The sequence below is a fragment of the Alteribacillus sp. HJP-4 genome, from assembly GCF_042139015.1.
GTDB lineage: Bacteria > Bacillota > Bacilli > Bacillales > Marinococcaceae > JBHIKY01.
The window spans coordinates 1-26,981 of sequence record NZ_JBHIKY010000007.1 but is presented as its reverse complement, the minus strand read 5'-3'; the positions used below and the strand labels follow the sequence as shown (position 1 = coordinate 26,981).

The 26,981-nt window shown below is 43.0% G+C and carries 23 protein-coding genes and 3 riboswitches; of the genes, 11 read left to right on the top strand and 12 right to left on the bottom strand.

Annotation, left to right across the window (positions count from 1 at the left end):
- Window positions 1-51: 51 nt before the first annotated feature.
- Entirely contained in the window at window positions 52-1,263 is a 1,212-nt protein-coding gene (megL, locus tag ACE4RR_RS08120) for a methionine gamma-lyase (protein WP_375534916.1), read from the bottom strand.
- A gap of 212 nt (window positions 1,264-1,475) precedes the next feature.
- On the opposite strand from megL, the gene ACE4RR_RS08115 reads away from it, so the two are divergent.
- Window positions 1,476-2,192 carry a hypothetical protein gene (locus ACE4RR_RS08115; protein WP_375534915.1) on the top strand — a complete coding sequence of 239 codons (717 nt, stop codon included), beginning with the start codon at window positions 1,476-1,478 and terminating at the stop codon, window positions 2,190-2,192.
- Between the two features lie 34 nt (window positions 2,193-2,226).
- On the opposite strand, the gene thiT is transcribed toward ACE4RR_RS08115, so the two are convergent.
- Window positions 2,227-2,799: an energy-coupled thiamine transporter ThiT gene (gene thiT / locus ACE4RR_RS08110; protein ID WP_375534914.1), complete on the bottom strand. Its 573-nt coding sequence runs from the start codon at window positions 2,797-2,799 to the stop codon at window positions 2,227-2,229.
- Window positions 2,800-2,876: 77 nt separating this feature from the next.
- A riboswitch (TPP riboswitch) is annotated at window positions 2,877-2,978 on the bottom strand.
- A gap of 99 nt (window positions 2,979-3,077) precedes the next feature.
- Here thiT and ACE4RR_RS08105 point away from each other — a divergent pair.
- The 4 genes from ACE4RR_RS08105 (at window position 3,078) to ACE4RR_RS08090 (ending at window position 6,802) form a co-directional block, all read left to right on the top strand.
- Window positions 3,078-3,539, top strand: a complete 462-nt coding sequence (locus ACE4RR_RS08105; RefSeq protein WP_375534913.1) for a hypothetical protein — start codon at window positions 3,078-3,080, stop codon at window positions 3,537-3,539.
- Between the two features lie 186 nt (window positions 3,540-3,725).
- Window positions 3,726-5,471, top strand: coding sequence for a carbon starvation CstA family protein (locus tag ACE4RR_RS08100; RefSeq protein WP_375534912.1), 1,746 nt, complete (start codon window positions 3,726-3,728; stop codon window positions 5,469-5,471).
- Window positions 5,472-5,584: 113 nt separating this feature from the next.
- Window positions 5,585-5,848 carry a cory-CC-star protein gene (locus tag ACE4RR_RS08095; protein ID WP_375534911.1) on the top strand — a complete coding sequence of 88 codons (264 nt, stop codon included), beginning with the start codon at window positions 5,585-5,587 and terminating at the stop codon, window positions 5,846-5,848.
- 18 nt (window positions 5,849-5,866) lie between these two features.
- A complete protein-coding gene (locus ACE4RR_RS08090; RefSeq protein ID WP_375534910.1) occupies window positions 5,867-6,802 on the top strand; it encodes an ArsA family ATPase in 936 nt (311 codons plus the stop codon).
- A gap of 286 nt (window positions 6,803-7,088) precedes the next feature.
- On the opposite strand, the gene ACE4RR_RS08085 is transcribed toward ACE4RR_RS08090, so the two are convergent.
- The 4 genes from ACE4RR_RS08085 to ACE4RR_RS08070 form a co-directional block, all read right to left on the bottom strand.
- A complete protein-coding gene (locus ACE4RR_RS08085; RefSeq protein WP_375534909.1) occupies window positions 7,089-7,454 on the bottom strand; it encodes a VOC family protein in 366 nt (121 codons plus the stop codon).
- A 163-nt stretch (window positions 7,455-7,617) separates the two neighbouring features.
- Window positions 7,618-8,988 carry a hemolysin family protein gene (locus ACE4RR_RS08080; RefSeq protein ID WP_375534908.1) on the bottom strand — a complete coding sequence of 457 codons (1,371 nt, stop codon included), beginning with the start codon at window positions 8,986-8,988 and terminating at the stop codon, window positions 7,618-7,620.
- A gap of 151 nt (window positions 8,989-9,139) precedes the next feature.
- On the bottom strand, window positions 9,140-9,625 hold the full coding sequence (locus ACE4RR_RS08075) for an ECF transporter S component (protein WP_375534907.1): 486 nt from the start codon (window positions 9,623-9,625) through the stop codon (window positions 9,140-9,142).
- A 14-nt stretch (window positions 9,626-9,639) separates the two neighbouring features.
- Window positions 9,640-12,870 carry a DEAD/DEAH box helicase gene (locus ACE4RR_RS08070; RefSeq protein WP_375534906.1) on the bottom strand — a complete coding sequence of 1,077 codons (3,231 nt, stop codon included), beginning with the start codon at window positions 12,868-12,870 and terminating at the stop codon, window positions 9,640-9,642.
- Window positions 12,871-13,037: 167 nt separating this feature from the next.
- On the opposite strand from ACE4RR_RS08070, the gene ACE4RR_RS08065 reads away from it, so the two are divergent.
- The 3 genes from ACE4RR_RS08065 to ACE4RR_RS08055 all read left to right on the top strand — a co-directional run bounded on the left by ACE4RR_RS08065 (window position 13,038) and on the right by ACE4RR_RS08055 (window position 15,829).
- On the top strand, window positions 13,038-13,670 hold the full coding sequence (locus tag ACE4RR_RS08065) for an HD domain-containing protein (RefSeq protein WP_375534905.1): 633 nt from the start codon (window positions 13,038-13,040) through the stop codon (window positions 13,668-13,670).
- A gap of 262 nt (window positions 13,671-13,932) precedes the next feature.
- Window positions 13,933-15,387, top strand: a complete 1,455-nt coding sequence (locus ACE4RR_RS08060; protein ID WP_375534904.1) for a SulP family inorganic anion transporter — start codon at window positions 13,933-13,935, stop codon at window positions 15,385-15,387.
- A 22-nt stretch (window positions 15,388-15,409) separates the two neighbouring features.
- Complete coding sequence (locus ACE4RR_RS08055) at window positions 15,410-15,829, top strand: universal stress protein (protein WP_375534903.1); 420 nt, start codon at window positions 15,410-15,412, stop codon at window positions 15,827-15,829.
- 285 nt (window positions 15,830-16,114) lie between these two features.
- On the opposite strand, the gene ACE4RR_RS08050 is transcribed toward ACE4RR_RS08055, so the two are convergent.
- A complete protein-coding gene (locus ACE4RR_RS08050; protein ID WP_375535092.1) occupies window positions 16,115-17,692 on the bottom strand; it encodes a high affinity choline transporter 1 in 1,578 nt (525 codons plus the stop codon).
- 174 nt (window positions 17,693-17,866) lie between these two features.
- Entirely contained in the window at window positions 17,867-18,424 is a 558-nt protein-coding gene (cudC, locus tag ACE4RR_RS08045) for a choline uptake/conversion transcriptional regulator CudC (protein ID WP_375534902.1), read from the bottom strand.
- A 275-nt stretch (window positions 18,425-18,699) separates the two neighbouring features.
- Between cudC and betB the strand changes: the two genes are divergently transcribed.
- Both betB and gbsB read left to right on the top strand, forming a co-directional pair.
- Window positions 18,700-20,172 (top strand): betaine-aldehyde dehydrogenase, encoded by a 1,473-nt coding sequence (gene betB, locus ACE4RR_RS08040; RefSeq protein WP_375534901.1) that lies wholly within the window; start codon window positions 18,700-18,702, stop codon window positions 20,170-20,172.
- Between the two features lie 28 nt (window positions 20,173-20,200).
- Complete coding sequence (gene gbsB, locus ACE4RR_RS08035; protein ID WP_375534900.1) at window positions 20,201-21,409, top strand: choline dehydrogenase; 1,209 nt, start codon at window positions 20,201-20,203, stop codon at window positions 21,407-21,409.
- Window positions 21,410-21,420: 11 nt separating this feature from the next.
- Here gbsB and ACE4RR_RS08030 read toward each other — a convergent pair whose 3' ends face one another.
- The 4 genes from ACE4RR_RS08030 to ACE4RR_RS08015 form a co-directional block, all read right to left on the bottom strand.
- Window positions 21,421-21,579, bottom strand: a complete 159-nt coding sequence (locus ACE4RR_RS08030) for a hypothetical protein (protein ID WP_375534899.1) — start codon at window positions 21,577-21,579, stop codon at window positions 21,421-21,423.
- A 109-nt stretch (window positions 21,580-21,688) separates the two neighbouring features.
- Window positions 21,689-21,946, bottom strand: coding sequence for a hypothetical protein (locus ACE4RR_RS08025; RefSeq protein WP_375534898.1), 258 nt, complete (start codon window positions 21,944-21,946; stop codon window positions 21,689-21,691).
- Window positions 21,947-22,105: 159 nt separating this feature from the next.
- Window positions 22,106-23,650 carry a Na+/H+ antiporter NhaC family protein gene (locus tag ACE4RR_RS08020; protein ID WP_375534897.1) on the bottom strand — a complete coding sequence of 515 codons (1,545 nt, stop codon included), beginning with the start codon at window positions 23,648-23,650 and terminating at the stop codon, window positions 22,106-22,108.
- Between the two features lie 77 nt (window positions 23,651-23,727).
- Window positions 23,728-23,903: riboswitch (Lysine riboswitch) on the bottom strand.
- Between the two features lie 84 nt (window positions 23,904-23,987).
- Window positions 23,988-24,869, bottom strand: a complete 882-nt coding sequence (locus ACE4RR_RS08015) for an HAD family hydrolase (RefSeq protein ID WP_375534896.1) — start codon at window positions 24,867-24,869, stop codon at window positions 23,988-23,990.
- A gap of 169 nt (window positions 24,870-25,038) precedes the next feature.
- Window positions 25,039-25,139, top strand: a riboswitch (purine riboswitch).
- 121 nt (window positions 25,140-25,260) lie between these two features.
- On the opposite strand from ACE4RR_RS08015, the gene ACE4RR_RS08010 reads away from it, so the two are divergent.
- The gene (locus ACE4RR_RS08010; RefSeq protein WP_375534895.1) at window positions 25,261-26,532 is read left to right on the top strand and encodes an NCS2 family permease; all 1,272 of its coding nucleotides are present in this window, start codon (window positions 25,261-25,263) and stop codon (window positions 26,530-26,532) included.
- Window positions 26,533-26,981 lie beyond the last annotated feature (449 nt).

Below are 26,981 nucleotides of genomic sequence, written 5' to 3'. Positions count from 1 at the left end.
TTGCGCAGGGAAAATCAACCGCTTAATAAAACCTTTATTATCAATAAACAGTTATTTTATTCTCTTACTTACTTTCTCAGTAGTCTTGTTTAGGGCCTGCTCAAGATCCTCCCAGATATCATCAGGAGATTCAAGGCCAAAAGAAAGCCTCAGCAGGCGGTCACTTATTTTCATTTTCTGCCGCTCCTGCTCCGGTACAACGGCGTGAGTCATGGTCGCGGGATGCTGAATTAATGTTTCAGCATCTCCCAGGCTTACCGCTATTTTAATCATAGACAGTTGATTCATAAAAGCCTGAGCTGTTTGCTTGTTCCCCTTTAATTCAAAGCTGAGCAGCCCCCCTGAATCATCCATCTGTTTTTGTGCAAGTGCATGATAAGAAAAGTCCGGATCTCCTGGATAATAGATTTTTTCTACAGCCTTATGGGTTCTAAGCTTTTCGCTGATAATTTTTGCAGTGCTGCAGTGACGATGCATGCGGAGTGATAGAGTTTTTAAGCCGCGGAGCAGCAGCCAGGCATCGAATGGCCCTAATATACCGCCCATGTCTTTCTGGGCAGAAGAGCGGACTCCGGTTATAAAGTCATTACTGCCACAGGCGAGTCCTGCGATAAGATCTCCGTGCCCACCTATATATTTTGTCGCGCTGTGTATAACCACATCCGCACCAAATTCCAACGGCCTCTGTAAAATAGGGGAGGCAAACGTGTTATCTACTATCAATGTTAATCCTTTGTCTTTGGTAACTGAACTCAGCATCGCCATATCAATAACTCTCATCGTTGGATTTATAGGTGTTTCTACATAAACCGCTTTTGTGTTTGGCTTTATAAACGAACGAATATGAGCCTCGTCATCCATCTCGATCAGGTCAAACTCTACTTGAAAACGATCCTTCAGCATCGTGAGCAGTCCGAAAGTACAGCCATACACTCCTTCTGATATAAGGAGGTGATCACCGCTTTTCACAAGAGAAGCAAGCACAGAAGATATGGCTGCCATTCCAGAGCTGAATGCTATTCCATCCTCCGCTCCTTCAAGATCAGCAATTTTCTCCTCTAATTCTCGCACTGTTGGATTAGCAAGGCGGGAATATATATAGCCTTTTTCATTACCTGCAAATCTTTGTTCTCCCTGCTCGGCACTAGCAAAGGAAAACGTAGAGGTTTGATAAATAGGCGGTACCAGGCTGCCGTGCTCGTTACCCTTTCCCTTACCGTGTATAGCTCTTGTTTCCAATTGCTTTTTATTCATCTGTGTCATCCTCTCGTGCTTTTGTATAAGTTTCCAGTATTAGTATATTAAAACAGCCTGTCTCACGCACGGCTGTGCGGTGAAGGGACAGGATAATAGGATTTGATTTTTTAGAGGCTGCTATTCAGAACTACCCTTTTATTTTTCATTTCTATCATTTTGTGGGAAAATGGCGGTTATTATTAAAATTTCAATTCCCATGGGAAGGGAGAACAAAGACAATGCTCGATCCGACGCTGATAATCATCGTTTACCTTACAGTGCAGCTGTTTGCAAATAAATTAATTTCGACTTCTCATGTTGGCAGATTTAAATGGGTTTCTTTTTCTGGTGGAGTTGCTGTTTCCTATGTTTTCGTTTATGTGCTGCCTTCTCTGCATGAAGAGCAGGAGAAATTCAAAGCATCTGGACTGCTGGCGATGGAGTCAGAATTATATTTGCTGGGGCTCTTTGGTCTGCTTGTATTTTATGCCGTTCATAATGCAGCAGAAAAAGCTTACCAGAAGCATGCTCAGGGTGAAGGAAGCTTCTATTGGATTCAAATAATATTTTTCGGGATGTACAATATGTTTATTTCGTACCATGTTTTCGGGTCTGATATAGAAGGGATAGAGGCGTGGTTTTACGGGTTAGCTGTTGGACTGCACTTTATGGCAATTTCGAATGATTTGTGGAGAGAGGATGCCAAAAGATATGTAGAGCTTGGGAGGTACATTCTTGCTGCAGGGATTTTAAGCGGCTGGCTGCTTGGTGTGTTCGTTTCTATGCCTGACTATGCACTGGGCATTGTTTTTGCCTTTATATCTGGAGCTATGATCTTAAATGTGCTGAAAAAAGAACTGCCTTCTGAACACAATGCACACTTTCGTACGTTTCTTCTCTCATCTATTGGATATACACTAATCACATTTGCATTAAAGTTATTTTTTGAATGGTAAAAAAAAGCCTGCCCTTCATGATGAAAGGCAGGCATTACGCTGCGGCCTGAGGGGATCTTTTAGTTTCAATGAAAAATTGCGGCCTGTATCTGGAAATAAGAACGACAATCACCATCGTTATCAGCATTTCCGGCACAAGATATGAAGCGTTATAAATTGCTGAATACGCAGAGACCGGCATACCATCAGGAGCGTAAGCCCCAAACCAGATAATACCGGAAGCAAAATGATCCAGAAATCTGAGCAAAGTAGCAAATCCTATACCTGTAATCATTAAAGCCAGCGGCAGTCGGTCCTGTCTGCTTTGTTTACCGGCAAATACTCCGGCAAATCCCAGCACGGCGAAAGCAATCGGATATTCTAAAATATATTGAACAGGGTGAACAATCGTTGGACCAAACAACAGCTGAACCATTCCATAAATAAAGCCTGTGAGTACTCCGATTTTCCATCCTCTCCGGAAAGCCATAATGAAGATAGGAACCATGACAAGGGAAATTGAACCTCCCATTGCCCAGAGTGCTGAAAATTTGATATAGCTGAGGATGACTGCCAGTGCAGCCATAATAGCGACTTCTATCATAATGACTAGTCGATTGGATTGCATAAAAATACTCCTTTCATATCCTCAAAGGGGGAAAGGAGACGACTGATTTTTTAAAACACTCTTGTCTGTGTGACAAGAAGCCTGCCGCACCACTTTCCTACGCTGGTCTGAGCCAGTTCAGGTTCTAAGAGTTGAGGCAGCACGCCTCTCTCAGTCTTCCGACACCCCTAGTGGAAATATAATATTTTCTTAAATATAGCACAGCCTTATGAGTTTGAAAAGCAATGGGGAGTAAATATGATGTATACTAAAAAGAAGTTTGGACTCAGGAGGATATTATGGAGGCTTCATCACAAAGTGCAATTATTCGTTATTTAAAAGGAAGCGGCCTTGCCTGCTCCGTCACCTTATTGTTGTTTATTTTTTATACAATCAGTCTTGGCGATATCAATCAATTTTTACTGCTGGCTTTTATATTAACTGTACATACATATGCAGGAGCTGCGGCAGGGGAATTGCTGCTGCAGTTGTTAAAGCCGCTCGAAACCTGGCTTGTTTATCCGCTTCTAGGTGTGTTTATCTTTGGCTCTCTTGGAGCTCTCCACGGTCTTTTTATTATACTTACCTATGATTTAGTCGGATTTTTTATTGGCGTGACGATGGCATCATCGATCTCTTTCTTTTTTAGTCCGCTGATAAAGTCACGGCCGCTTTCTTTTCTGTTTGCAGCTATGGGGCCGTCCTTATTCATCATTATTTTACTATCCAGCTTCTTTGCAAAGGCTCTCGGTCAAAATTAAAGGCTAAACATTTGGCAAAATTATTGTTAGAATAGTATTTTAAGAAATTATTCGCAAATTATCATAATTTCTTTTATAATCAAACTACTACTATAAGCATAGGAATATAGCGGAAAGGAGGAAAAAATCACCAATATGTAAGCGTTATCTATTTTTTTAATCCAATGCAGAAAGGAAGAGGCGCTCATGCCAGCTATTGTTTTAGCGGTTATAGGGATTATAGTATTTGCCCTCGGATACCGGTATTATTCTAAGTTTATCGCTGAACGCATTTATCGCTTAGATCCAAATTTCCGCACACCGGCACATGAATTCCGGGATGGCGTAGACTTTGTACCAACAAATAAATGGGTTCTCTGGGGTCACCATTTTACTTCCGTCGCCGGGGCAGCACCGATTGTAGGGCCTGCTGTTGCCGTCTATTGGGGATGGCTTCCCGCTTTTTTGTGGGTCGTTCTCGGCACGGTCTTTGCTGCGGGGGTTCATGATTTTGGAACACTGGTATTATCAGTCCGTAATAAAGGACAGTCCATCGGTACATTAGCCGAAAGAATTATCGGCCGCCGTGCCAAGCTCTTATTTTTGTTTATCATTCTTATTCTAGTATTAATGGTAAACGCTGTCTTTGCATGGGTTATTTCGAATTTATTTGTTTCATTTCCAGCAAGTGTTCTGCCAGTTTTCATCCAGATACCGCTTGCAATATGGATCGGCTATAAAGTAAACAAAAAAGGCGGCAATATGCTGGTCCCTTCTATAATAGCGCTTGCTGTCATGTATGCAGCAGCGGTAATTGCTGCGAATGTACCTGCTCTGCAGATTGATATTGTCAGCTATTTTGGCGGAGAGGAAGCGGCGGGACCGCTTGGTCTTGGGGCAGTATCCTGGGCATTTATGATATGGATAGCGATTCTTATGATCTATGTATATATCGCATCGATTCTGCCAGTATGGAAGCTTTTGCAGCCACGGGATTACATTAACTCCCACCAGCTGGTTGTAGGTCTTGCCATTTTATATCTAGGGCTGCTGTTCACTTGGCCAGCTCCAGAAATATCAGCACCTGCGACAAGAGGTGTTTCTGATGTCTCATGGTTCCCACTGTTATTTATTACGATTGCATGCGGGGCTATTTCAGGTTTTCACGGACTTGTTTCCTCCGGTACCACTTCAAAACAGCTGAACAAAGAAACGGATGCCAGATTTGTCGGTTATTTTGGGGCAGTCGGCGAAGGAACATTGGCACTGATAACCATCCTGGCAGTGACAACCTTCTTTGCTACTCAATCTGACTTCCTGTCCGCGTACGAAAGCTATACTATTGCAAATGCAGATGGACTGGGACACTTCATCGGAGGGGCGGGGCAGCTCGCCACCGGACTCGGGCTTCCGGCCGGAGTGGCTGAAACGATTGTAGCGGTTATTGTAGTAAGCTTTGCCGCTACCACGCTTGATACCTCTGTCCGGCTGATGCGCTACATCATATCAGAGCTTGGCCAGGAGTATAAAGCTCCGGCGTTAACGAAGAAGCATGTCGCCACAGCCATGGCTGTTGGGGCAAGTACAGCGCTCGTTCTTCTCCCTGGAGATGATCGTGGGTTTGGTTCCGGTGGATATCTGCTCTGGCCGCTGTTTGGTACATCGAACCAGCTCCTGGCGGGTATCAGCTTACTGCTGATCTCGATCTGGCTTCGCCGGAAAGGAAGGAACTTCCTATTTACCCTTGTTCCGATGATATTCTTATTGTTTATGACCCTTTGGGCGATGACGCAGCAGGTTCTGTTCCAGTGGTCCGGTCTCGGTGACGCCGATGCGCAGATTCTCTTATTCGTATTAGGCGCGATAATTCTCGGGTTTGCCATCTGGATTTTATTAGAAGCAATTGCATTGTTTAGAAGAGAAAAGCCGAATACAGAACCGGATAATGATTAAGTAAACATGATAAAATAAAGAAAGGAAGAAAAGGGTCCTTTCTGCAGGGCAGTACTTTCTGCAGAATTGCGGCCCTTTTCGTATAGGCACGATATAATCATGGGGGGATAACCATGGAAAAAAAATTAAGTATAAGAAGCTTGCTGGAATTCTACGATGAGGTTTTGAAGCTTCCGCACCGCGCCGAGATAAAACGAGAAATCCGTGATGAAGATGATTTGTTTTTACTGCTTTGTTTTTCAGATCTGCTTGGCCTGCCGAATCCTGCTTCCTACTACACGCTGGAGCTCTATCCGGAAATGGTGGAGCGGTTTCATGACTGGCATTTACGGATGGGAATGGATAAATCACCGTTATCGGGAATTCGCTGCTGTTAAATAGAAAGGAGGAAGGTAATGGAAAATCTGTTTTCTTTTGATATCGTATTTTTTGGAGGAAAAGGCGGCGTAGGCAAGTCAACATCTTCCTCAGCTTTTGCACTTGCCGCTGCCAAAAAACGCAAAAAGACGTTGCTCGTTTCGACGGATCCTGCTCATAATCTGAGCGATCTTTTCGATGAGGAGATCGGAGACAAAAAGAGAAAATTGACGGACTGTCTTTGGGGACTTGAAATCAGTCCTGAAAATGAATCCAGGCGCTACATCAATCAAGTGAAGGATAACTTAAAAGGGCTTGTCAAATCTCATATGGCAGAGGAGGTGAACCGCCAGATTGATATGGCGGCTGTCTCCCCCGGCTCTGAGGAGGCGGCTTTGTTTGACAGGCTCGTGGAAATAGTGCTAGATGAAAAAGAAAACTTTGATTTGATCGTGTTTGATACAGCGCCTACCGGTCATACAGTGAGATTATTGTCTTTGCCGGAATTGATGGAAGCATGGATTGAAGGGATGCTGCAGCGGCGTCAGTCTATTAATGAAAATTATTCCCAATGGTTAAATGATGGAGAACCGGTCGATGATCCGATATACCGGGTGCTTATGAATAGAAAGGATAAATTTTCAGCCGCAAGAAAAGTCCTCATGGACAATAAAAGGACAGCTTACATTTATGTACTTGTCCCGGAAAAGCTTCCGATCGCAGAAACAAAGAGAGCAGTGAAGCTGCTGGAAAAAACAGAGCTGCGTGTGAATGCGCTTGTTGTGAATAAATGCATGCCGGTTCATGCTGGAGATAGTGAGTTTATTCAAAAACGCAGAAATCAGGAAAAGCGATACTTAACACAAATTGAAGAAATGTTTTCCTCAAGAGAAAAGCTTTACCTCCCTCTCTTAGCGGAGGATATTTCTTCAAGGGAGGCGCTGGAGACGATTATGAGCTGTTTTCTTGAATAGGTGAAAAAAGGTAGAGCGAAAGCAGCCTGAACAATAAACCAGGCTGTGTGCTTGGCAGGATACATGAGACCCGTGATTTGATCAAATGAAGCCTATTTCTAAAGTGAGCACATCAGGTGCGTTATTTACTGAATAGAGATAGAAAATTGGCCACCATACTAGCAATAGTGGAACACAAGTCAGGCAAATCCATAAAATCAAGCTGTTTGAAGTAATAAGCGGAATCAATGTCCGGAGAAAATGACAGTGACTGCCTGCTGCGTATCACCTACCCTTACAACTTCCACTACTTACCTATAAATTCCAGCCTGTTGCCAAACGGATCCTTTGTATAGAAACGCTGAACTCCCGGAATGGAGTCATCTGCTGTACAGGGATACCCGTGGTTTTCAAGAATTTTCTTCAGTTCATGCAAATCTGTGGCTGCAAAGGCCGGATGAGCTTTTGCTGCCGGCTGAAATGGTGTTTCAACGCCGATATGAAGCTGGAGTGAACCAAATGCGAACCAGCATCCTCCTTTTCTCTTAAGTAAATCAGGTTTTTCTATTTCTTTCATGCAGAGGATGCCGCTGTAAAACTTTCTTGCAGCCTGTTCGCACCCTTCAGGAGCGGCAAGCTGTATGTGGTCTAAATGTGTAATATGCAATGTCATCCAATCACTCCTCAATTCAAAGTGGTCAAGAAAGACTCTCTTTCCATTATATAGAATGTTTCTAACGGTGGATTCTTTCTGCTGCGGGGAAGAGAAGTTTAGAGAGGATATGATAAGAAAAGCTTCCCTGCAGCTTTCAGCTGATAAAGGGAAGCTTTTTCAATTATGAAATAGAATTTTGTCTATAGATGGGGCTTGAATCGTCCAGCTCTTCCTCAGAATCGGAATCTTCACTGCCTGCTTCTTTTTTCACTTCAATTACTTTTATTTGGTGGCCTTCTGCTTCCTTCAGGGTGAATGTACAATCTTCAAAGGAGACGATGTCGCCTTTAATAATGTTATACCGCTCAGAGAGAAGCCAGCCTCCAATTGTATCTATATCATCGTCATCAATGGAGATGCCGAGAAGGTCGTTTACTTCTTCGATAAGCACTTTCCCATCGAGAAGATAATGTGTATCATCGTCATTCACTTTCTGGATGAAGGGATTTTCTTCTGCATCAAATTCGTCTCGCATTTCCCCGACGATTTCCTCTATGATATCTTCCGCTGTCACAAGACCGGCAGTGCCGCCATATTCATCTAAAATAATTGCCATATGAGTCCGTTCTTTCTGCATAGTGATTAACAATTCAGAAATTGGCGTAGCCTCAATCATTTGTATGACCGGCCGGAGATATTTTGATAAATCAATAAGGTGCCGCTCCGTCGATACGAGATCGCCGAATACTTCTTTTGCATGAATCATTCCGACAATGTGATCTTTATCTCCATTAACAACTGGATAACGGGTGAAGCGCTCACTAGTCATGGTTGATAAGCTGTCCTCAAGCGATGCTTCATTAGATAAAGTAATCATCTCCGTACGGGGAATCATAATTTCTTTTGCCAGGCGATTATCAAAGTCAAAAATTCGGTTGACGTATTTAAATTCTGACTGATTGATTTCACCCTTTTGATAGCTTTCCGTCAACATAATACGCAGTTCTTCCTCCGAATGGGCTGAATCGTATTCCGATGCCGGCTGCAGTCCAAATGCTTTTGTGAGGATTCGTGCTGACCCGTTCAGAATCCATATTAACGGGTACATAATTTTATATAGCAGGATAATCGGTCCTGCAAGCATCAGGGACATTGCTTCTGCTTTTTGGATGGCCAGTGCCTTAGGAGCAAGCTCGCCTATCACAACATGAAGAAATGTAATGATAGAGAATGCTATTCCAAAGCTTAAAAGGGTGACCGTGTTATCCGAAAGCGCAAATTGTTGAAAGACTGGATGAAGCAGTCTTTCGACAGTTGGTTCTCCCATCCACCCAAGACCTAGTGTTGTTACGGTAATGCCGAACTTGCAGACAGATAAATAGTCATCAAGATCAGTAATTACTTTTTTGGCGGCCAGTGCTCTTTTGCTGCCTTCTTCCACGAGCTGATCAATCTTTGAAGTTCTCACCTTCACCAGGGCAAATTCCGTAGTCACGAAAAATGCGGTCAACCCGATCAGCACTGCCGCCAATAATAAATGAGCTATGTCCAATTAGCACCCCTCATTAATGAATGAGGTGTCACCTCCTGTATGAGCGTAATGTATATACTTAAATATACTGCGCTTATAGCTTGAATTTTACTGTAAATTTACAATCAAAGCAATAAATTTTATTTGGAGGAGGAGTTTAGCCCTCAAAGGCTTATATCACCTGTTTATTTTTATTCCATATTGAGGACAGGCGCGGCACGAGCAATACAGCTATGACGATGTTTATTGATGAAGCAATTAGGAGTCCAGGCACAGCAGCTGAATAAAATGCAGGGGAGATCAGCCAAATAAAAGGAAGCGGCGCAAGAAATGTATTTCCCGTCCAAAATAGGAAGCAAGAAGGAAAAATGGCTCCCTTTTGATATACACTGCCAAACAAAAGAATGAGCAAGAACATCTCTATGCTGATAATTAAATGAAACGGGCCAAGCGGAAACCCGCCCAGCAGAGCGGATAATAGATGACCGGCAAAAGCGATGCCGGCACCGAAAAAAGGGTTAATTAAAGCAGCAGCCACAAGAGCCGGTGCCGAATCAAGCGCGAGGCTTGTCAGCCCGGCCGGAATTTTAATGGAAGCTCCAACAACAGAAAGAGCCGAAAATATCGCAAATAGAGCTGTTTGTTTACTTGCTGGCATGCGTTTTCCCCTCTCTATAATTCGAGCAGCTCCCTTATATCATTTTCTGATAAAGAACTCAGGCTTGTTTCACCGGATTGAATTACCTGATCGAACAATGCTTTTTTCTTATCCTGGAGCTGTTGTATTTTTTCTTCTATAGTTCCCTGTGATATAAGTTTCATCACCTGCACCACCTGTTTTTGGCCAATCCGGTGGGCACGGTCGGCAGCCTGGTTCTCAACAGCAGGATTCCACCATAAATCAAAGAGAACTACTGTATCTGCCCCTGTGAGATTCAATCCAGTTCCGCCTGCTTTCAATGAAATAAGAAATGCTTCTTTTTCGCCTTGATTAAAACGTTCCGTCAATGCCAGTCTCTCCTGGGAAGGTGTTTGGCCATCCAGATAAAAGTAATCGAGACCTTCTTTATTAAATGCTTCTGAAATAATGCTCAGCATTGTAGTGAACTGGGAAAACACGAGTACTCGGTTATTATTTTCTCTGGCTTCCTGCATGAATTCCATCAGTTCATCCAGTTTGCCGGAACCTCCTGTGTAATCCTCAAGAAACATGCCTGGATGGCAGCAGAGCTGACGAAGTCTTGTTAAGTTGGCGAGAATGTTCATTCGGTTCTGCTGAAAACCAGCTTCAAGCTGGAGGGCTGTTTCTGTCTTAATTCTATTTAGATAAGCAACATAGGTTTCTCGTTGCTTTTTGGAAAGTTCACAATGTCTGGTCGTTTCAATTTTATCCGGCAGTTCCTTTAATACTTCTTTCTTAGTGCGCCTTAGGATAAAAGGGGAGATTCGCTGACTTACCTGTTTTGGCTCTAACGATTTAAAGGCTTTAATGTCCGAAAATAACCCTGGCATTAAAATCGCAAATAAGGACCAAAGCTCCTCAACTTTATTTTCTATGGGCGTTCCGCTTAATGCGAATGCTTTTTTTGTTTTCAGCTGTCTGACCGACCGGAAGGTTTTGGAGGTGTGATTTTTTACAGCCTGGGCTTCATCCAGAATGATGCCCTGAAACTCAAGGTCCTCGTATAAATCAGTATCCCGTCGCAGTAATGGATAAGAAGTGATCAGGACGTCGCTGCCATTTATGTTCGTCAATTGCTGGCGCCGCTCTTCTTTGCTGCCCTGAATAATACTGGTCCGAAGACGTGGTGTGAAAAACGCTGCTTCCTTTTCCCAGTTATAAACAAGAGAGGATGGGGCAACCACCAGAAAAGGAGGCTCTGCCTGGGAAATCTCTCGTTCTGACAATATAAAGGTAAGCGTCTGTAACGTTTTTCCAAGACCCATATCATCTGCAAGAATCCCGCCGAATCCATACTCTGATAATACCTTGAACCATTGATATCCCTTTTCCTGGTAATCCCGCAGAGACGCATTCAATCCAGCCGGAAGCGGAGAGTGTCTCTCTTCTGGTGTTCTAATATCACTCAAAAGCTTTTCAAGACTTTCATCCTTTGCCCATCTTCTGCCGGATTCCATGTATTGGTCCATTTGAAAGGCTTTATAGGCGGGAAACCGAAGAGAACCGTTCTCAAAGTCAGTAGCTGATTCATCTGTAAGCAGAGAGCGAAGGTCTTCAAACATCTCATCCTCTAGCGGTACAAAACGGCCGTCCCTCGTTTTATGGAATTTCTTTTTTTCTTTTAATGAGCGCATCAGCTCATAAAGCTCCTGCTCATCAAGATCATCGGTCTGAAAGGAGATATCGAGCCAGCTGAGAGAGGAATCAAGCTTTGACTCTAGAGAAAATGAAGACGATTCAACAATCATGTTATCAAGATCTCTGCTCATGAATACGACTGCTTTTTTCTTCAGTTCCGGCAGAATTTCAAGCAGAAAATAAATGATATCCTCTTCATCGGTCAGGGATAAGGCTTTGCCGTTCCAATGGAATCCTGCTTCCTCAAATAGCTGCAGAATCTCTTCTTCCTTTTGTACATTTCTAGAAATCAGCCTGTCATCTTCAGCGGGGGGCCTTTCCTCAGTTACTGCATGAAAGGAATGAGAGCCGTAGGTGAAAAGCGGCTCCGCCTGAATGGAACCTTCCAGCGCTTCTAAGTACACCTTTGCCTGTAAAGGGTGTTCAATGACGTTTTTTTCAACCTCATTGTCCAACTTCAAACGTGATTTTTCTTTTAACGGTAAAACGATGTTCGCATACACTTGTTCTAGCTCGTCTTTTTTCAAAGGGAGGCGTCCCTTCGGTGTATCCATAAGCATGTGAAACAGCAGTTTTGTCGACCTGTCTTCTTCTTTCGTTTCATAGAGCTTATCGTTCCATAAATAATAAGGAGTAAGACTTACGTTTCGCGGTGGATAGGCGAATGAAGAATAAGTTAAATAATAATGGTTCTTCTCTCTGTTTAAAACAAACTCTCCCGGCCAGCTTTGTTTAACGGTTAAAGGGATTTCGCTGCCAAAGGAAGTACGTATATAGACATTTTCGCATGAAAATAATGCGTTTAACATATCATTTGCTGCAACGGGAGGTACCTCGACTTCACTCTTTTGTCCAGAACCGCTCATAAAATAGCCGCGCTGCCCCTCCCCCCAGCTTTGATTTCGAAGGATGTCCTCGAGCTTTCTCAAAACAGCAAGATCCTCTTCTTTAAAGTAATGGTTCGTAGGATCAAAGGTAAATTTTTTGGTGAAAGGAAGTAACGAACGCTGCCGCATCGCAGCAAGCAGTGCTTCAATATCCTTTACTACATATTTTTTATCAGTGCCGATCTTTAGTTGAATAGAAAAGTAGTATTCCTGTGAATGTGAATGGTCCGTTCGAAAGCTCAAGGCATATTCTGTCTTTAGTGCTTCACCAATCGATTCGACTGTCTGCATTCGTCCGGCAAAATAATCTACGAACAGTTTCTTTAGTGAAGAAGTCTGCTCCCATTCATCCGGCTGTTTCTGCTTTTTTTTGAAAAATGAAGGAAGATCAGTGGATGGTCGGCTGGGTGCTCCGGTCTGGGTAAGCAGCAGTGCAGCAATGTGTTTGCAATAATCAAACCCGCCTTCAAATGCTGGGCATGTACAGAACTCGTCACGTACCTCACTTTCTTCATTTAAGAGAACTTCTGTGTGGTAAGATTTTGAGCCGATCACACGAGCGGAGACTTGAGTAAAAGAGCCAACCTTATTCGTTTCTATATGAGTAACTCTGTCTTCTCTATAATAGGCACTCCCCCGTTGGTATATTTTCTGGCCGACCAGGGAGCGAATTTTTTCTTTCGTTAATGTTTGCAAGGGGCTGCCTCCTTTGCCTGCAAATCCATAAGCTATATTTTATCATAAATCAAACGGGGCTGCGCCTTGTTCGATAGTGCATTTAAAGAACAAAATCTGTATATTTAGAAAAGAACTTTGTGCGTCTCAGGAAGAAGGATGCTATGATAAAAAGAGGAGGGAGAGAAATGGAATATTTAAAGAACGATAAATACATTCTGCAGCAGGCGAAAACCGAGGCACATCGTTTTTTTCAAAATACAGATCCCGCCCATGACTTCTGGCATTCACACCGAGTGGCTGTCTGGTCGGTTCGACTGGCAGAGGAAGAAGGGGCCGACAGATTTATTTGCGAATTAGCGGCCTGGCTGCATGATATTGCTGATTCAAAATTGAATGAGACAGAGCATGCAGGACAAGCCAACGTGAAAAATTGGCTGGACCAGCATGTGGAAAATTCACATAAACGAGATCATGTTATGGATATAATTAAAACGATGTCATGGAGAAAAGGATCCAATCCGCCAATGAATACACTGGAGGGACGGATTGTGCAGGATGCGGACCGCCTTGATGCCATTGGAGCCATCGGGATTGCCCGCGCCTTTGCCTACTCAGGGTCACATGGTAAACCGCTGCACGAACCGGCTGCGGAGGACAAAGATAACCGCGACACAGCTATTCAACATTTCTTCGACAAATTATTTCTATTGAAAAGTTTAATGAATACAGAAACGGCTAAAAAAGTTGCCAATCAGCGTCAAAAATATATGATCAGCTATTTAGAACAGTTTTATAGTGAATGGGAAGGAAAACTATAAGCACTAAAGTTATCCATATTGTGGGTAGCTTTTTTTATTGAAGTAAGTGAATGAAATAAGAAGAAATAAAAAGAAAAACAAAGATGATTCACGCTTACATAGCAATTAGAAGCGTTTTGAAGTATATCGATTGTGTGATACAATCCGCATGTTCACAACGGGAGCTTATGTAACGGAGACATAAGCTATTTGTAAAAAAAGGCTTGAACGTACGGTGAGAAACAACGTTCTGCTCAAAAAAATTGAAAAGAGGAGATAACAAGTGAACGCAGCACAACTGAAAAATGAATGGTTCGGCAATATCCGCGGAGATATTTTAGCCGGAATCGTGGTGGCATTGGCTCTTATTCCAGAAGCAATTGCCTTTTCGATCATCGCAGGAGTAGATCCAAAGGTAGGTCTCTACGCTTCTTTTTGTATTGCACTTGTCATCTCGTTTGTAGGAGGCAGACCTGGAATGATTTCTGCAGCGACAGGGGCTATGGCTTTATTAATGATTACACTCGTTGCTGAGCACGGCCTGGAATATCTGCTCGCAGCAACGATTTTAACAGGAATACTGCAAATTATTTTTGGATTCAGCGGATTGTCGAGGTTAATGAAATTTATTCCACGCTCTGTGATGGTCGGTTTTGTTAATGCACTGGCGATCCTCATTTTCACCGCTCAGTTTGATCATTTTAAAGGAGAAGGCTGGGTAATGTATACCTTTGTTGCCTTAACTCTAGCTATCATTTATTTATTTCCAAAGTTCACCAAAGCAGTTCCATCTACACTGATTGCCATTATTATTGTTACAGCACTTGCTGTATTTATTGGATCTGATGTTAGAAATGTAGGGGACATGGGTGCTCTGCCTGATACTCTGCCGGTGTTCTTGCTTCCAGCAATACCTCTTAACCTTGAAACCTTAATTATTATTTTCCCTTATGCACTGGCGCTTACAGTGGTCGGCCTGCTTGAATCTCTGTTAACAGCTACCATTGTGGATGATATGACAGATACGGAAAGCAATAAAGACAAGGAAGCGCGGGGCCAGGGGTATGCAAATGTCGTTACCGGTTTTTTCGGTGGAATGGCGGGCTGTGCGATGATTGGTCAATCGGTTATTAATGTAAAATCAGGCGGTAAAGGTAGATTATCCGCCTTTGTAGCAGCAGTTTTTTTACTTTTTCTTATGCTTGTCCTCGGAAATCTGGTCGTTCAAATACCATTAGCAGCTCTCGCCGGGGTGATGATTATGGTAGCCATCAGTACGTTTGACTGGAGCTCACTTCGGATGATGACCAAGGTGCCAAAGAGTGACTCTACCGTTATGGTAGTTACCGTCGCGACAGTAGTGATTACGCACGATCTCTCCAAAGGGGTACTCGCCGGCGTAGTGCTTAGTGCTATTTTCTTTGCCGCTAAGATTTCTAAAGTTCATGTTACGAAAGAAGCTGGAAAAGAGAAGAACGAAAAAATCTATACCGTTGATGGACAAATCTTTTTCGCTTCAGTTACTGACTTTGTGAAAAGCTTTAATTATAATGAAAATATCAACAAAGTCACAATAGATTTAACAAGAGCCCATGTATGGGATGATTCAGCAGTGGAAGCAATTGAAAAGATAAAAACTAAATTTGGACAGAGAGATATCGCTGTGACTTTTAAAGGCATAAACAAAGAAAGCTCTCAGCTCATGAATAAGCTTGATGGATTATCCTCCGGCCACTAATCAAATAGGACGGTGAACGAATATGTACGAAAAAATATTACTGGCTGCCGACGGATCTGAGCATTCTCTCCGCTCTGCAGATCATGCAATTGCTCTGGCAGAAAGAGAACAAGCAGGTCACATTGACATTATTTATATTGTCGACGGAGATAAATCTAAGTCCGATGTTCTTCGATATGGTGATAAGGATGTAATTCAATCAAAGCGGAAAGAAAAGCTTGAGCCAATTGAAATTAAATTAAAAGAAAAAAATATTTCTTATGAGATTCATCTTAAGCACGGAGAGCCGGGTCCGACTATCGTAAAATTTGCAAACGATGGAGAGTATGACTGCGTTGTACTTGGCAGCCGCGGGTTAAATCAGCTTCAAACAATGGTACTCGGCAGTGTGAGCCACAAAGTAGCGAAAAGAGTGCACTGTCCTGTTATGATCGTGAAATAACCAAACGGGGCTGCATCAAAAGTATTTCACAAGAACAAAATGGAGTGAGGATGAATTCAATCCTGACTCCATTTTTATGTGCACAGAAAAGAGGCCGGGACATAACGGTCTGTGAAAAGTAAAAAGCGCTTCCGGTTATCAATGATGATAGTCAGAAGCGCTTTATTTTAATCTGATGAAAGATGAAATGTACGTTCGGAGTCGCCGTCCTGCAGGCTTTCATTTGGGTTTTTGTCGCAGTCTCCCATCTTTATTTACTGGGATATGTCCCAACTGTAATTAGATTTATTTTTGCTCCATTGCCCGATTGTTCACATGTTCGTGCGGCATAAGAAGTCGTTTGGGCGGACATTTTTTCTTCGTTAATTCTGAAACGATGAAAATAGTAATGAATGCAGCTGCCATCGCAAGAGTCCGAAATGGAAAGAGCACAAGGCCATCTTCAAACATCGGATACGGAAGAAAATGCGGAAGTCCGATCGCAGGTTCTCCGCCGCCAAGACGAAGAAACACTGCTATCGCAAAGCCGGCTAAGGAACCGTAAAAATTCGCATTTTTATAAAATAGTGCCATTGTCAGCTGCGGAAAGAGAATACAATATACAAGGTCGGAGGCAAGATACCATAAAGTGTAAACACTGCCTACGTTTAAAGCGATGATCATTGCAGCTACTCCGACAATAATAATGGAGCGCTTGATGACTTTCTTCAGTTCAGCCTCTCCCGCTTTCGGTTTGATTAACGGGCGGTAAATATTCCAGGCAGCCATAGAGGACGCAGATAAAATGGAAGAGTCCATAGAGGACATTACTGCCGCAGCCAATGCGCCAAGACCGACCGCTGCGATCAGCTCAGGAGTTAAAAAGCGCAGCACCTGCGGGAGTACCATTGCGGCTGATTCAGGAGCCTGTGCTCCAAACGCGCTCCAATCTGCATTATAGCCTATTATCCCAATGAGAACTGCTGGAAGAGCAGCAATGAGACATATGAAACCGGCTGAAATAGACAGCCACATTGCTGTGTTTTCATCCTTTGCGGACAACACGCGCTGGAAATAGACCTGCCACGCGATACCGCCGAAAATAAGCAGCAATGCATAATCCCACCAATTCCAATAATAATTGCCCCAATCAGGATGGTTCCATCCGTCCAACGGAGGAAAAAGGTTAGCGTACGTTCCGAAATCAGCCTGATAATTCTCCCAATTTACACTGAGACTGCCGACATTTCCAAAAGCAAATGGTAACACTAAAAACAGTCCAATCAGAAGAATTGCCATTTGAAATACATCGGTATAAGCTACTGCCCACATGCCGCCAAATACTGTATAAGCAATAGCTATAATAGCAGAAATAATAATAGACGTAGAGAAGTCAAGCCCCAGAATGGTTCCGAAGGTAGTGCCGAGTGCTGTCAGGATGGCTCCACTCCAAAATAATTCACCAAGGAGCGCCGGGATGTATAAAATACCTGCCATTTTGCTTCCAAAGCGCTGCTCCAGTGGATCTATAATAGTCATGAATTCAAAGCGGCGCATCTTTCTCGCGTAAAAAATCCCACCTATAATTAAACTGAGTGCATAGCCCCATGGTGCCTGTGCCCACACGAGACCGTCTGCGTATGTTGATTCAGCGGTGCCGTTAATATAGCCTCCGCCAACCCAGGTTGCAGCCATCGTAAACATTGCAACACCAAGAGGGATACTGCGTTTTGCCACCATCATGTCGCTTAACGACTCTGATTTTTTGGCTGCAAAGAACGCACCAATATAGTAAATAAGTGCATAAAATAATAGCATGGAAACAAAGCCGCCCCAGGCTATATCAGTATCAGTTAATATTACATAAATGATAACGCCGATCATCAATGCGGCAAAACCAATGGTTTTTAATAAAGATGTGTTCTTTTCTTTCATCTGCATCACCCCAAAAGTATATTATATAGAAAATTGTAAATATTATGAAATCTATTCGATGCACACGTATCCCGCCCAAAGAACCAATGATGTTCTTTTAATCAGGACACATGGTATTTTTTATCATTCATTCTCTTCTTCTAAAGGAATAAAAGAGAAAATTTCTCCAGTCTGGATAGAATGCACTAATCGGTCAAGCCAGCGGTAGTAGGCCTTTGATCTCTCAAGAAGTTCATATAAAGCATTTGCTTCTTCCAATATGTCGGCAGAAATCTCATTTTGAGATAAAATGATTTCAAGCTGCTGCTGCGCCTGATGGATGGAGTCCAGATTTAACTTTACTTCTCTTTCCCATTTCTGACTGAAAAAGTTAGTAAAAAATCGGAAGAAATCTTTTTCGGCTACATACGTCTGCTTTCTTTTGCCTCTTCGAAATGTCTTTTTTACGACATTGAACTCCTGAAGCTTTTTAACACCGGTACTCATGCTTGGTTTACTCATTCCGAGCTTTTCCCGCATTTCATCCAGTGTCATATCCCCTTCTAGATACATTGTTCCGTAGAGAGTGCCGACACTACGTGTCACACCGTACAAATCCATAGTTTCTGCAATTGAATCCACCACAAGATCCTTCGCAAAATTTATCGATTCACGTGCCGCCTGATCTTGATTGTCAGACATGCTGTCCCTCCTCTCGTTCAATTAATTAAATTCGTTAAATTTTTTCTTTACAAGTTATAATCATAACGTAATAAAAATAGATGTCAAAGGCTAAACAATTTTCATCAGGCGGGAGGTGTGCTCACTGATATCATCCTCGTTTTTTTAAAAAATATATTGTGCTGTTCTACTTTGACAAAAAAATAGTCAGATGATAGATTTATATTGTTCAAAACGTTAAATTTTTATTTAACAAATTTAATCATAATGTTAATAGTTTGTAAGGAGGGGCAGAAATGGAACGAAAAAAAATGTTCATCAATGGAGTCTGGACAGATGCAAAATCAAAAGAGACCCGAGAGATTATCAATCCATATAATCAAGAAGTTATTGCAGAAGCTGCCGAAGGTAATCGAGAAGATGCAAAGCTTGCGATTGCCGCAGCCCGAAAAACATTTGATGAGGGAGAATGGGCAGTGACTCCGGCAAGTGAACGTGGAGAACTGGTTCAAAAAATTGCAGAGCTTATTCGCCGGGATAAAGAGGAATTATCAGAACTTGAAACCCTTGATACGGGAAAAACAATCGAGGAAAGCCGGGCAGATATGGATGATATCGCAAATGTCTTTCAATATTTTGCCGGACTGGCTGATAAAGACGGTGGAGAAGTCATTTCTTCCCCTCTTCCGGATTCTGAAAGCAGAGTGGTCCGTGAGCCTGTTGGCGTGTGTGGCCAGATAACACCGTGGAATTATCCACTTTTACAGGCAGCCTGGAAAATCGCTCCGGCATTAGCTGCCGGAAACACCATTATTGTAAAGCCAAGTGAAATTACTCCACTTACTACAGTTAAGGTTTTTGAGTTAATGGAGGAAGCCGGTGTTCCTAATGGGGTTGCCAACCTTGTACTTGGAGCGGGAGCGTCTGTTGGCGCAGAGCTTTCAGAAAATATTTCGGTGGATCTCATCTCTTTTACCGGAGGTATTGAAACCGGAAAGAAAATTATGCAGGCAGCAAGTACGAACGTAAAAAAGATCGCCTTAGAGCTGGGTGGTAAAAACCCTAATATTGTATTTGCCGATGCCGACTTTGACACGGCAGTCGATCAGGCACTAAATGCTGTCTTCTTTCATGCAGGACAGGTTTGTTCTGCTGGATCACGCTTACTTATAGAAGAAAGTATTCATGATGAGTTTGTTGAGACTCTTGTGAAGCGTGCTGAATCGATTAAGCTTGGAAATGGTTTTGATGAAAGTACTCAATCGGGTCCTCTCATTTCCGCAGAACAGAGAGCGAAGGTAGAATCGTACGTTGAAATTGGCAGACAGGAAGGCGCAAAGCTTGAAATCGGCGGAAAGCGGCCAGAACAAAAGGAATTGGAAAGTGGCTTTTTCTATCTGCCAACCATCTTTACGAACTGCACCTCAGACATGAAAATTGTTCAGGAGGAAGTATTCGGTCCAGTCTTGACAATTGAAAAATTTAAAACCGAGGAAGAAGCTGTTGAAAGAGCCAACGATACTATTTACGGACTGGCTGGTGCAGTATTTTCCAGCGACATTTCAAAAGCAGAAAATGCTGCGGGAAAACTCCGCATGGGTACCGTTTGGATCAATGATTTCCACCCATACTTTGCTCAGGCACCGTGGGGGGGATATAAGCAGTCAGGCATTGGCCGGGAACTCGGGCATGCCGGTTTAGAAGAATATACGGAGACGAAGCATATATTCCGGAATAAAAAGCCTGAACCAATTGGCTGGTTTGAATAATTACTATTAATTTCAGGAGGTATTTTTTATGAGTATGAATATGAAAATAGAACACATGTTAAATTACCACACATTTGAGATTCCGACGACGATCAAACACGGAATCGGAGCCATTAAAAACATTGGAGAAGAAATCAAAGCACTTGGAGCAGATAAAATACTTCTCGTTACCGATCCGGGAATCTACAATGCAGGTGTCGTAAATCCAGTGTTAGAGAATCTTGAAAAATCTGGTGTATCGGTCGTACTTTTTAACAAAGTTGAACCAAATCCTCCTGTCCGTCTAGTTGGTGAGGGATCAAAGGTATACAAAGAAAACGGATGCAACGGTCTCGTCGCTGTCGGAGGAGGCAGCTCTATGGATACCGCGAAAGCAATAGGTGTTGAAGCCACTCATGAAGGCTCTGTGCTTGATTATGAAGCAGCGGAAGGCAAAAAGCCTCTGGAAAACCGCATCCCGCCGTTGACTACGATCCCGACAACCGCCGGCACAGGGTCCGAAGTAACACAATGGGCTGTAATTACGGATGAAGACCGTGAATTTAAATTCAATACCGGGGGACCGTTAATTGCTGCTCATCTTACCCTCATTGATCCGGAGCTGCATGTTTCCATGCCTCCGCATGTCACAGCGATGACCGGCATTGACGCAATTGCCCACGCAGTAGAATGCTATACGATGAAATTTGCTCAGCCAATCACCGATGCTGTAGCTCTGATGGCAATGGAATACGCTGCTTCTTACATCCGCCGTGCATATGCGGACGGAACGGATTTGGAGGCACGCTATGGAATGGCTCAGGCTGCTATGCTCGCAGGGCTGTCTTACGGAAGTGAATCTGCAGGAGCTGCCCATGCGATGAGCCAGACGCTCGGCGGGATCATTCCGGTAGCACACGGCCAATGTGTAGCTACAATGATGGGACCGGTTATGGAATACAACTGGAAAGGTGCTCCTGAGCGTTTTGCCCGTGTTGCGAAAGCCTTTGGTATCAATACGGCTCATATGACTACAGAGGAAGCAGCCAAAGCAGCAGTAAATTGGATGTACGATCTCGCAGATGACCTCGACATACCAAATCTCGAAGAGCAGGGCGTCAGCAGCGATATGATCGAACGGCTGTCCAAGGAAGCTCAGAATGATCCGCAGACGGAAGGGAATCCACGTGATCTGACTGAAAAAGACTACAATTGGATTTATAAGCGCTGCTTTAACCTCGTTCCGAAAACAGTTTAATCAAATGAAACTCAAAGAGGCCGGGACACACCGGTATCTGAAGAGTAAAAAACGCTTCCGATTATATCAGAAATGATAATCGGAAGCGTTTCGTTTTGTATTTTATTAAGTTCCAGCTTATGAAAGAATAGGCGGATTCCCGGGTGCGTCCTGCCTGCTCCACCATTCACGAAGAAAACCCCTCCCAATAGGAAGGGCCATCTTCATTATACTTGTAGACGCCATTGCCCTGGTGGCAAGCCTCGGCTTTTCTTTACTGATAAAGCATTCACATTCTTATTACGGCGTATTCTTCGGCTGGCCCTTCAACAAAAAGTCAATAAAGCTGCCTGCGATCATACCGGTAAAAATATCATTAATATCGACCGTTTCTGCTGTTAAAGCAAACAGCAGGCCGACTCCGCCAAAGATAATAGTATAGCGGACGTGCATGAGAGAGTTAAAATAAGGGAACGAGGCTTGCAGACTTTCCATAAAGAAAGGTGAAAAATAAACCGCGATGATAAGAACAACGACAATAATAAATAATACTTCCACTTTTACACCCCCTGATTAATCCGTTACAGTGCTTCTATTTACATTTTTCCTTTCTCATTCACTTTTAAACAAATTTCTTATCGAAAAATAGTAAATAAAGTATTGGGAGAATAAAAAGCCTATTGTCACTGAAGCATCACAACAGGCTGTCAGTTCTACTTACTGCTCCGAACTTTCAAGAGGAGCGGAGCTCTTACGAAGCAGTAACGCCAGCAGTATTGTTACTGATAGGGCGCTCAGCAATCCTAAAATCGTGCTTCCACTTCCGCCGAGGACAAGAAAGCCCGCCAGTGCACCTGCTGCTGACAGCAGTGCATACGGAAGTTGGGTCATTACGTGGTCCATATGATGGCTTCCTGCCCCCGTAGATGAAAGAATCGTTGTATCAGAAATTGGGGAACAATGGTCTCCCAATATTGCTCCTGCCAGCACAGCTGCCATCATTGACAGTACCATGGACGGGTCGAGCTCAGCTGCAATGTCTGCCGCAATCGGAAGCATCAAGGTAAACGTACCCCAGGAGGTCCCTGTCGAAAAGGCCATAAATCCTCCGATCACAAACAATATGGCTGGCAGCAAAAATAATGAAATACGCCCGTCAATCTGGTCGGCAAGATATGGACCGGTTCCAAGTTCGTCAATGATGGCAACGATTATCCACGCAAGAATCAAAATATATATCGCCGGAAGCATTGATTTAATTCCCGTACCGACAGTTTTCAAAAATCCGGCAGGTGCAGGGCGTTTTATCAAATTTAATAGGATTGTAACCCCGAGTCCAACTAATCCGCCATATACGAGTGAACCAGCTACATCCGTTTCAGCAAATACAGACAGTGGAGTTGCCTCGTCGACTGCATTAGCTCCAGTGATAATCATGAAAACAACGGTACTGACTACCAGAACTAAAATCGGAGCGGCCAGGTCCAGAACCTTCCCTTTTTGTTCTGGAATGTCCTGCATCTTACCCCCGCCGGGGATGGCTTTATGGGAAGGGTCCAGTACTTCCCCCGATAAGAGAGCGCGCTTTTCGTGTTTACGCATGGGGCCAAAATCAAGCTTCCATACGATAGCTAGAAAAACAAATAAAATAGCAGTAAGGGCATAAAAATTCATTGGTATCATGTAGATAAAGCCTTCCAGTCCTCCATATTGGGACTGCTGATCGGCAATGATCGTTATGATATACGCTCCCCAGCTAGAAAGTGGAGCAATTACACAGACTGGGGCTGCTGCCGAATCGACGATATAAGCGAGCTTGGCCCGTGATATTCGATGTCTGTCAGTTAATGGCCGGCTCACCTGGCCGACCGTAAGGCTGTTAAAATAATCATCAATAAAAATGAGAATACCAAACAACAATGTAACAAGCTGAGCGCCTGTACGAGTTTTGACACGCTGCAGTGCCCATTCACCAAAGGCGCGGCTTCCACCTGAAAAACTGATTAAAGCAGCCATTACTCCAAGGATGAGCAGAAATATAATAATGTATAATTCCCAATTGTTGATAGCGCCTTCAGTGTAGAACAGCCCGGAAAAGATAGTCCAAATTTGAAGAAAAGCTTCACTGACCGACCAATTGTTCAGCAGCAGCGCACCAATGATAATCCCGAGGCCAAGGGATGGCAGTACTTTTCTTGTCAGGATAATCATGAGAAGGGCTAATAGAGGAGGCAGTAAAGAAATAACTTCAGGATACTGCATCGTTGATTTCTCCTTTCTCTTCAGTATAAAAAAACTGCCGGACACAGCGTCCGGGCAGTTTTGTACAAAGCATCCCCGTCCGCGGTAGTCCTCCGCGATAATTCATCGCGGCAGTCCTGTGTTTATTCAACACAGACCCAGCCGGAATTTCTTGACTGAAAAAAACCAGCTTCGGCGAAAAACCCTTTTTTCCCTGATCATCGTTGTCATTCTTACAGAGAATACTCATGTTGTCCGCGCCTCTACCTCATCTAAAGGGATGAGGGTTTTTTATTAATTTTTACATACAGAAGCCATTATAGCAGGAGTCAATACCCTCGGCAATAACAAAAATGGTTTATCTCACCGGGGCTGATGAAGGAAGAATTATTGATTCAATCGCATGAGCGACTCCGTCCTCGTCATTCACTTTTGTTTCACAGCTTGCCACCCGTTTCACATCTTCCTCGGCATTTCCCATGGCAATACTATATTTAGCTGCATTAAACATCGGAAGATCATTGTAATTATCACCTATAGCATAAGTGGATTCTATTGATAAATCTGCGTGCCTTACTAGATAAAGCAGGCCATTTCCTTTTTGAATAGAAGGGTGCATAATTTCAAGATTGTCCCGGCCGGAAGAAGTGATAAAAATATTTTCTTTTTCATTCCATTGCATTCTGCACGAGGTGAGTTTGTCTTCGAGCATAGAAATAATTAAAAACTTGTAAACATTCAACTGCTTTTCTTCAATCTGATCAGAATGGTGCAGTTTCTTCATCTGCGCCTGCCGCCAATGTCCGTCGGCTCTGCGCCGGACAGCTTCATTAATTGCATCTCCATCTTCTTTATCAGAAGTATATATATTCAAGTCATTCATAAAATATTCCCGGGATCGAGGCGGAGAATACAGACCATCATTTGTATAAATTTGATAGTAATATTTATTTTCCTCGAGCCATTGAATCAGGGATACAGCACTGTCACGTTTCATATGAGATTCTTTTATAATATTCCCTTCCCAGGATATTATAGCTCCATTCAATGCCACAATACCATCAGGTGTTATATCTACTTCACCGAGCAGACGATGTACATCAGATATCCCTCTGCCTGTTGCAATTACTAATTTATTTCCCTGCTCCTGCAATTTTCGTAAAGCCAAAGTATTCTTTTCAGAAATATATCCATCTGAATGTAAAAGTGTTCCATCCATATCAATAGCAACCACGTTCATTCGTTTCACCTCAAAGATCTATTATTCTTTTTCCATGAAAATTATCAATACTAAATAAATTTTATCATAAATTGATAATTTTGTTCCGTCAATGAGAAGAAAGCCATCTTATAGGAAAACGTAAGGAAGTATATTGACTGGCAGTGCTTCTTCCGATATAATACTTCTTGGCAAATTAATAAACAACACTCGTATATTCCGGACAGCATGGGTCCGGGGTTTCTACAGGAGACCAATATTCTCCAGGCTACGAGCTTTCTGTTCACTCAGGAGGCACGTAGCCTTTTTTAATAGGAAAAATCAGCTAAAAATAAATTTTTATAGAAGCCAAGACTTCGCCGGCTGCATCTGGTGCAGGCAAGGTTTAATTATGAAAAGAGGATAAAGTGCTATGAATCAACTATTTCGATTAAAAGAACACGGAGTCACGGTTAAGCAGGAACTGCTTGCAGGAATGACCTCCTTTTTTACCGTTGCATACATTTTAGTTGTCAACCCGGCAATTTTAGCTGATACTGGAATGCCCTATTCTTACGCCCTGCTTGCCACTGTGCTTGCTACAGCGGCAGGTTGTTTTTTCATTGGGCTGTGGGGCAATGCACCTATGGTTTTGACACCAGGAATGGGCATTAATGCTTTTTTTACCTATACACTCGTCATCGGTTTCGGTTTGAGCTGGCAGCAGGGACTGGCTGCGGTTCTACTAGCTGGCCTCATATTTTTTATTTCTGCCATAACACCGTTTGCAGCGAAGCTGTCTGGTGCAGTGCCAGATTCATTAAAGCACGGGATAACAGTCGGAGTCGGGATTTTCTTGTCGTTTATCGGTCTTCAAAAAGGCGGCCTGATTGCAGCAGATGAAGAAACGTTTGTAACACTCGGCAATTTGGCAGCTCCCCATGCATTATTGACTCTATTCGGATTGACAGCTACGTTAATTTTGTTTGTAAGGGGAATAAAAGGCAGCTTTTTGCTCGGAATAGCTGCATCGTCAGCAGCGGCTTATCTCTTTGGGATTCATAATGATAACGGAGGAGAATCAGTTACTTACAGTGGATATACTTCACTATGGACAGCGGCTGACTTCAGCGGTGTGCTTCAGCTTTCCTTTTGGACAGCAGTGTTTTCCCTGACTATTATTATTATGTTTGAGAGTATGGGACTTCTTCACGGCATGCTCCCGGATCGGTCAAAATTTTCCAGATCGTATCAAGCAACAGCATTATCAGCACTAAGCTGCGGTTTTTTAGGAACATCGCCGACAATTCCAACGGTGGAAAGTGCGGCGGGTATTGCAGAAGGGGGTAGAACGGGATTGACAGCAGTGGTTACGGGAATGTTATTTCTTGGTGCCATTGTTTTTGCCCCGGTTTTCACGGCAGTGCCGGACGGTGCTATTGCTCCAGTATTAATTATTGTCGGCGGATTGATGGTACAACAGATCAAGCATATACGTTTTCATGATATGTCGGAGTGGTTTCCGGCATACCTTATCATCGGATTGATCCCATTAACGTATTCGATTGCAGACGGAATTGCCTTTGGTTTTATTGCGTACCCCATCCTGAAAATTGCCCTCGGCAGCCCTCGTGCTGTATCTCCGTTAATGTACATCATTTCCGGATTGTTTCTATTGAATTATGTATTATTAAGTATGATTTAGCTGTTGAAGCCTGTCTTCTTCCGTTAGAATAGAATGATAGACTAGCAAAATATCAATCTTTTGAACTATTCTTGTATGTTACCTCATCCAAATAGAGATTCTTTACGTATGCTGTACAGAATCTACTTTTATTATATATAGAAATGAACAGGGGCAGGGGATTCCGGCCTCTGTTTTACATATTGTGCAAGGGGCACTGCGGGTAAAGTTCAGGGAAAAGAAGTCTGTGCATTTCTTATGAAAAATGTTTAAAAAAGGTGTACGATAACTAGAAGAGCAATGTAGATGACGGGGTGCAATGATGATAAAAAAACTGTATCTATAGACTGACCTAGTTATATGAGACAGTAATAAAACACCTTCTTAGGCTACCATGTCACCAAAATCTATTGGTGTATGGTAGCCTAATTTTTCTTGGATACGCTCATTGTTATAATACTTCATAAATT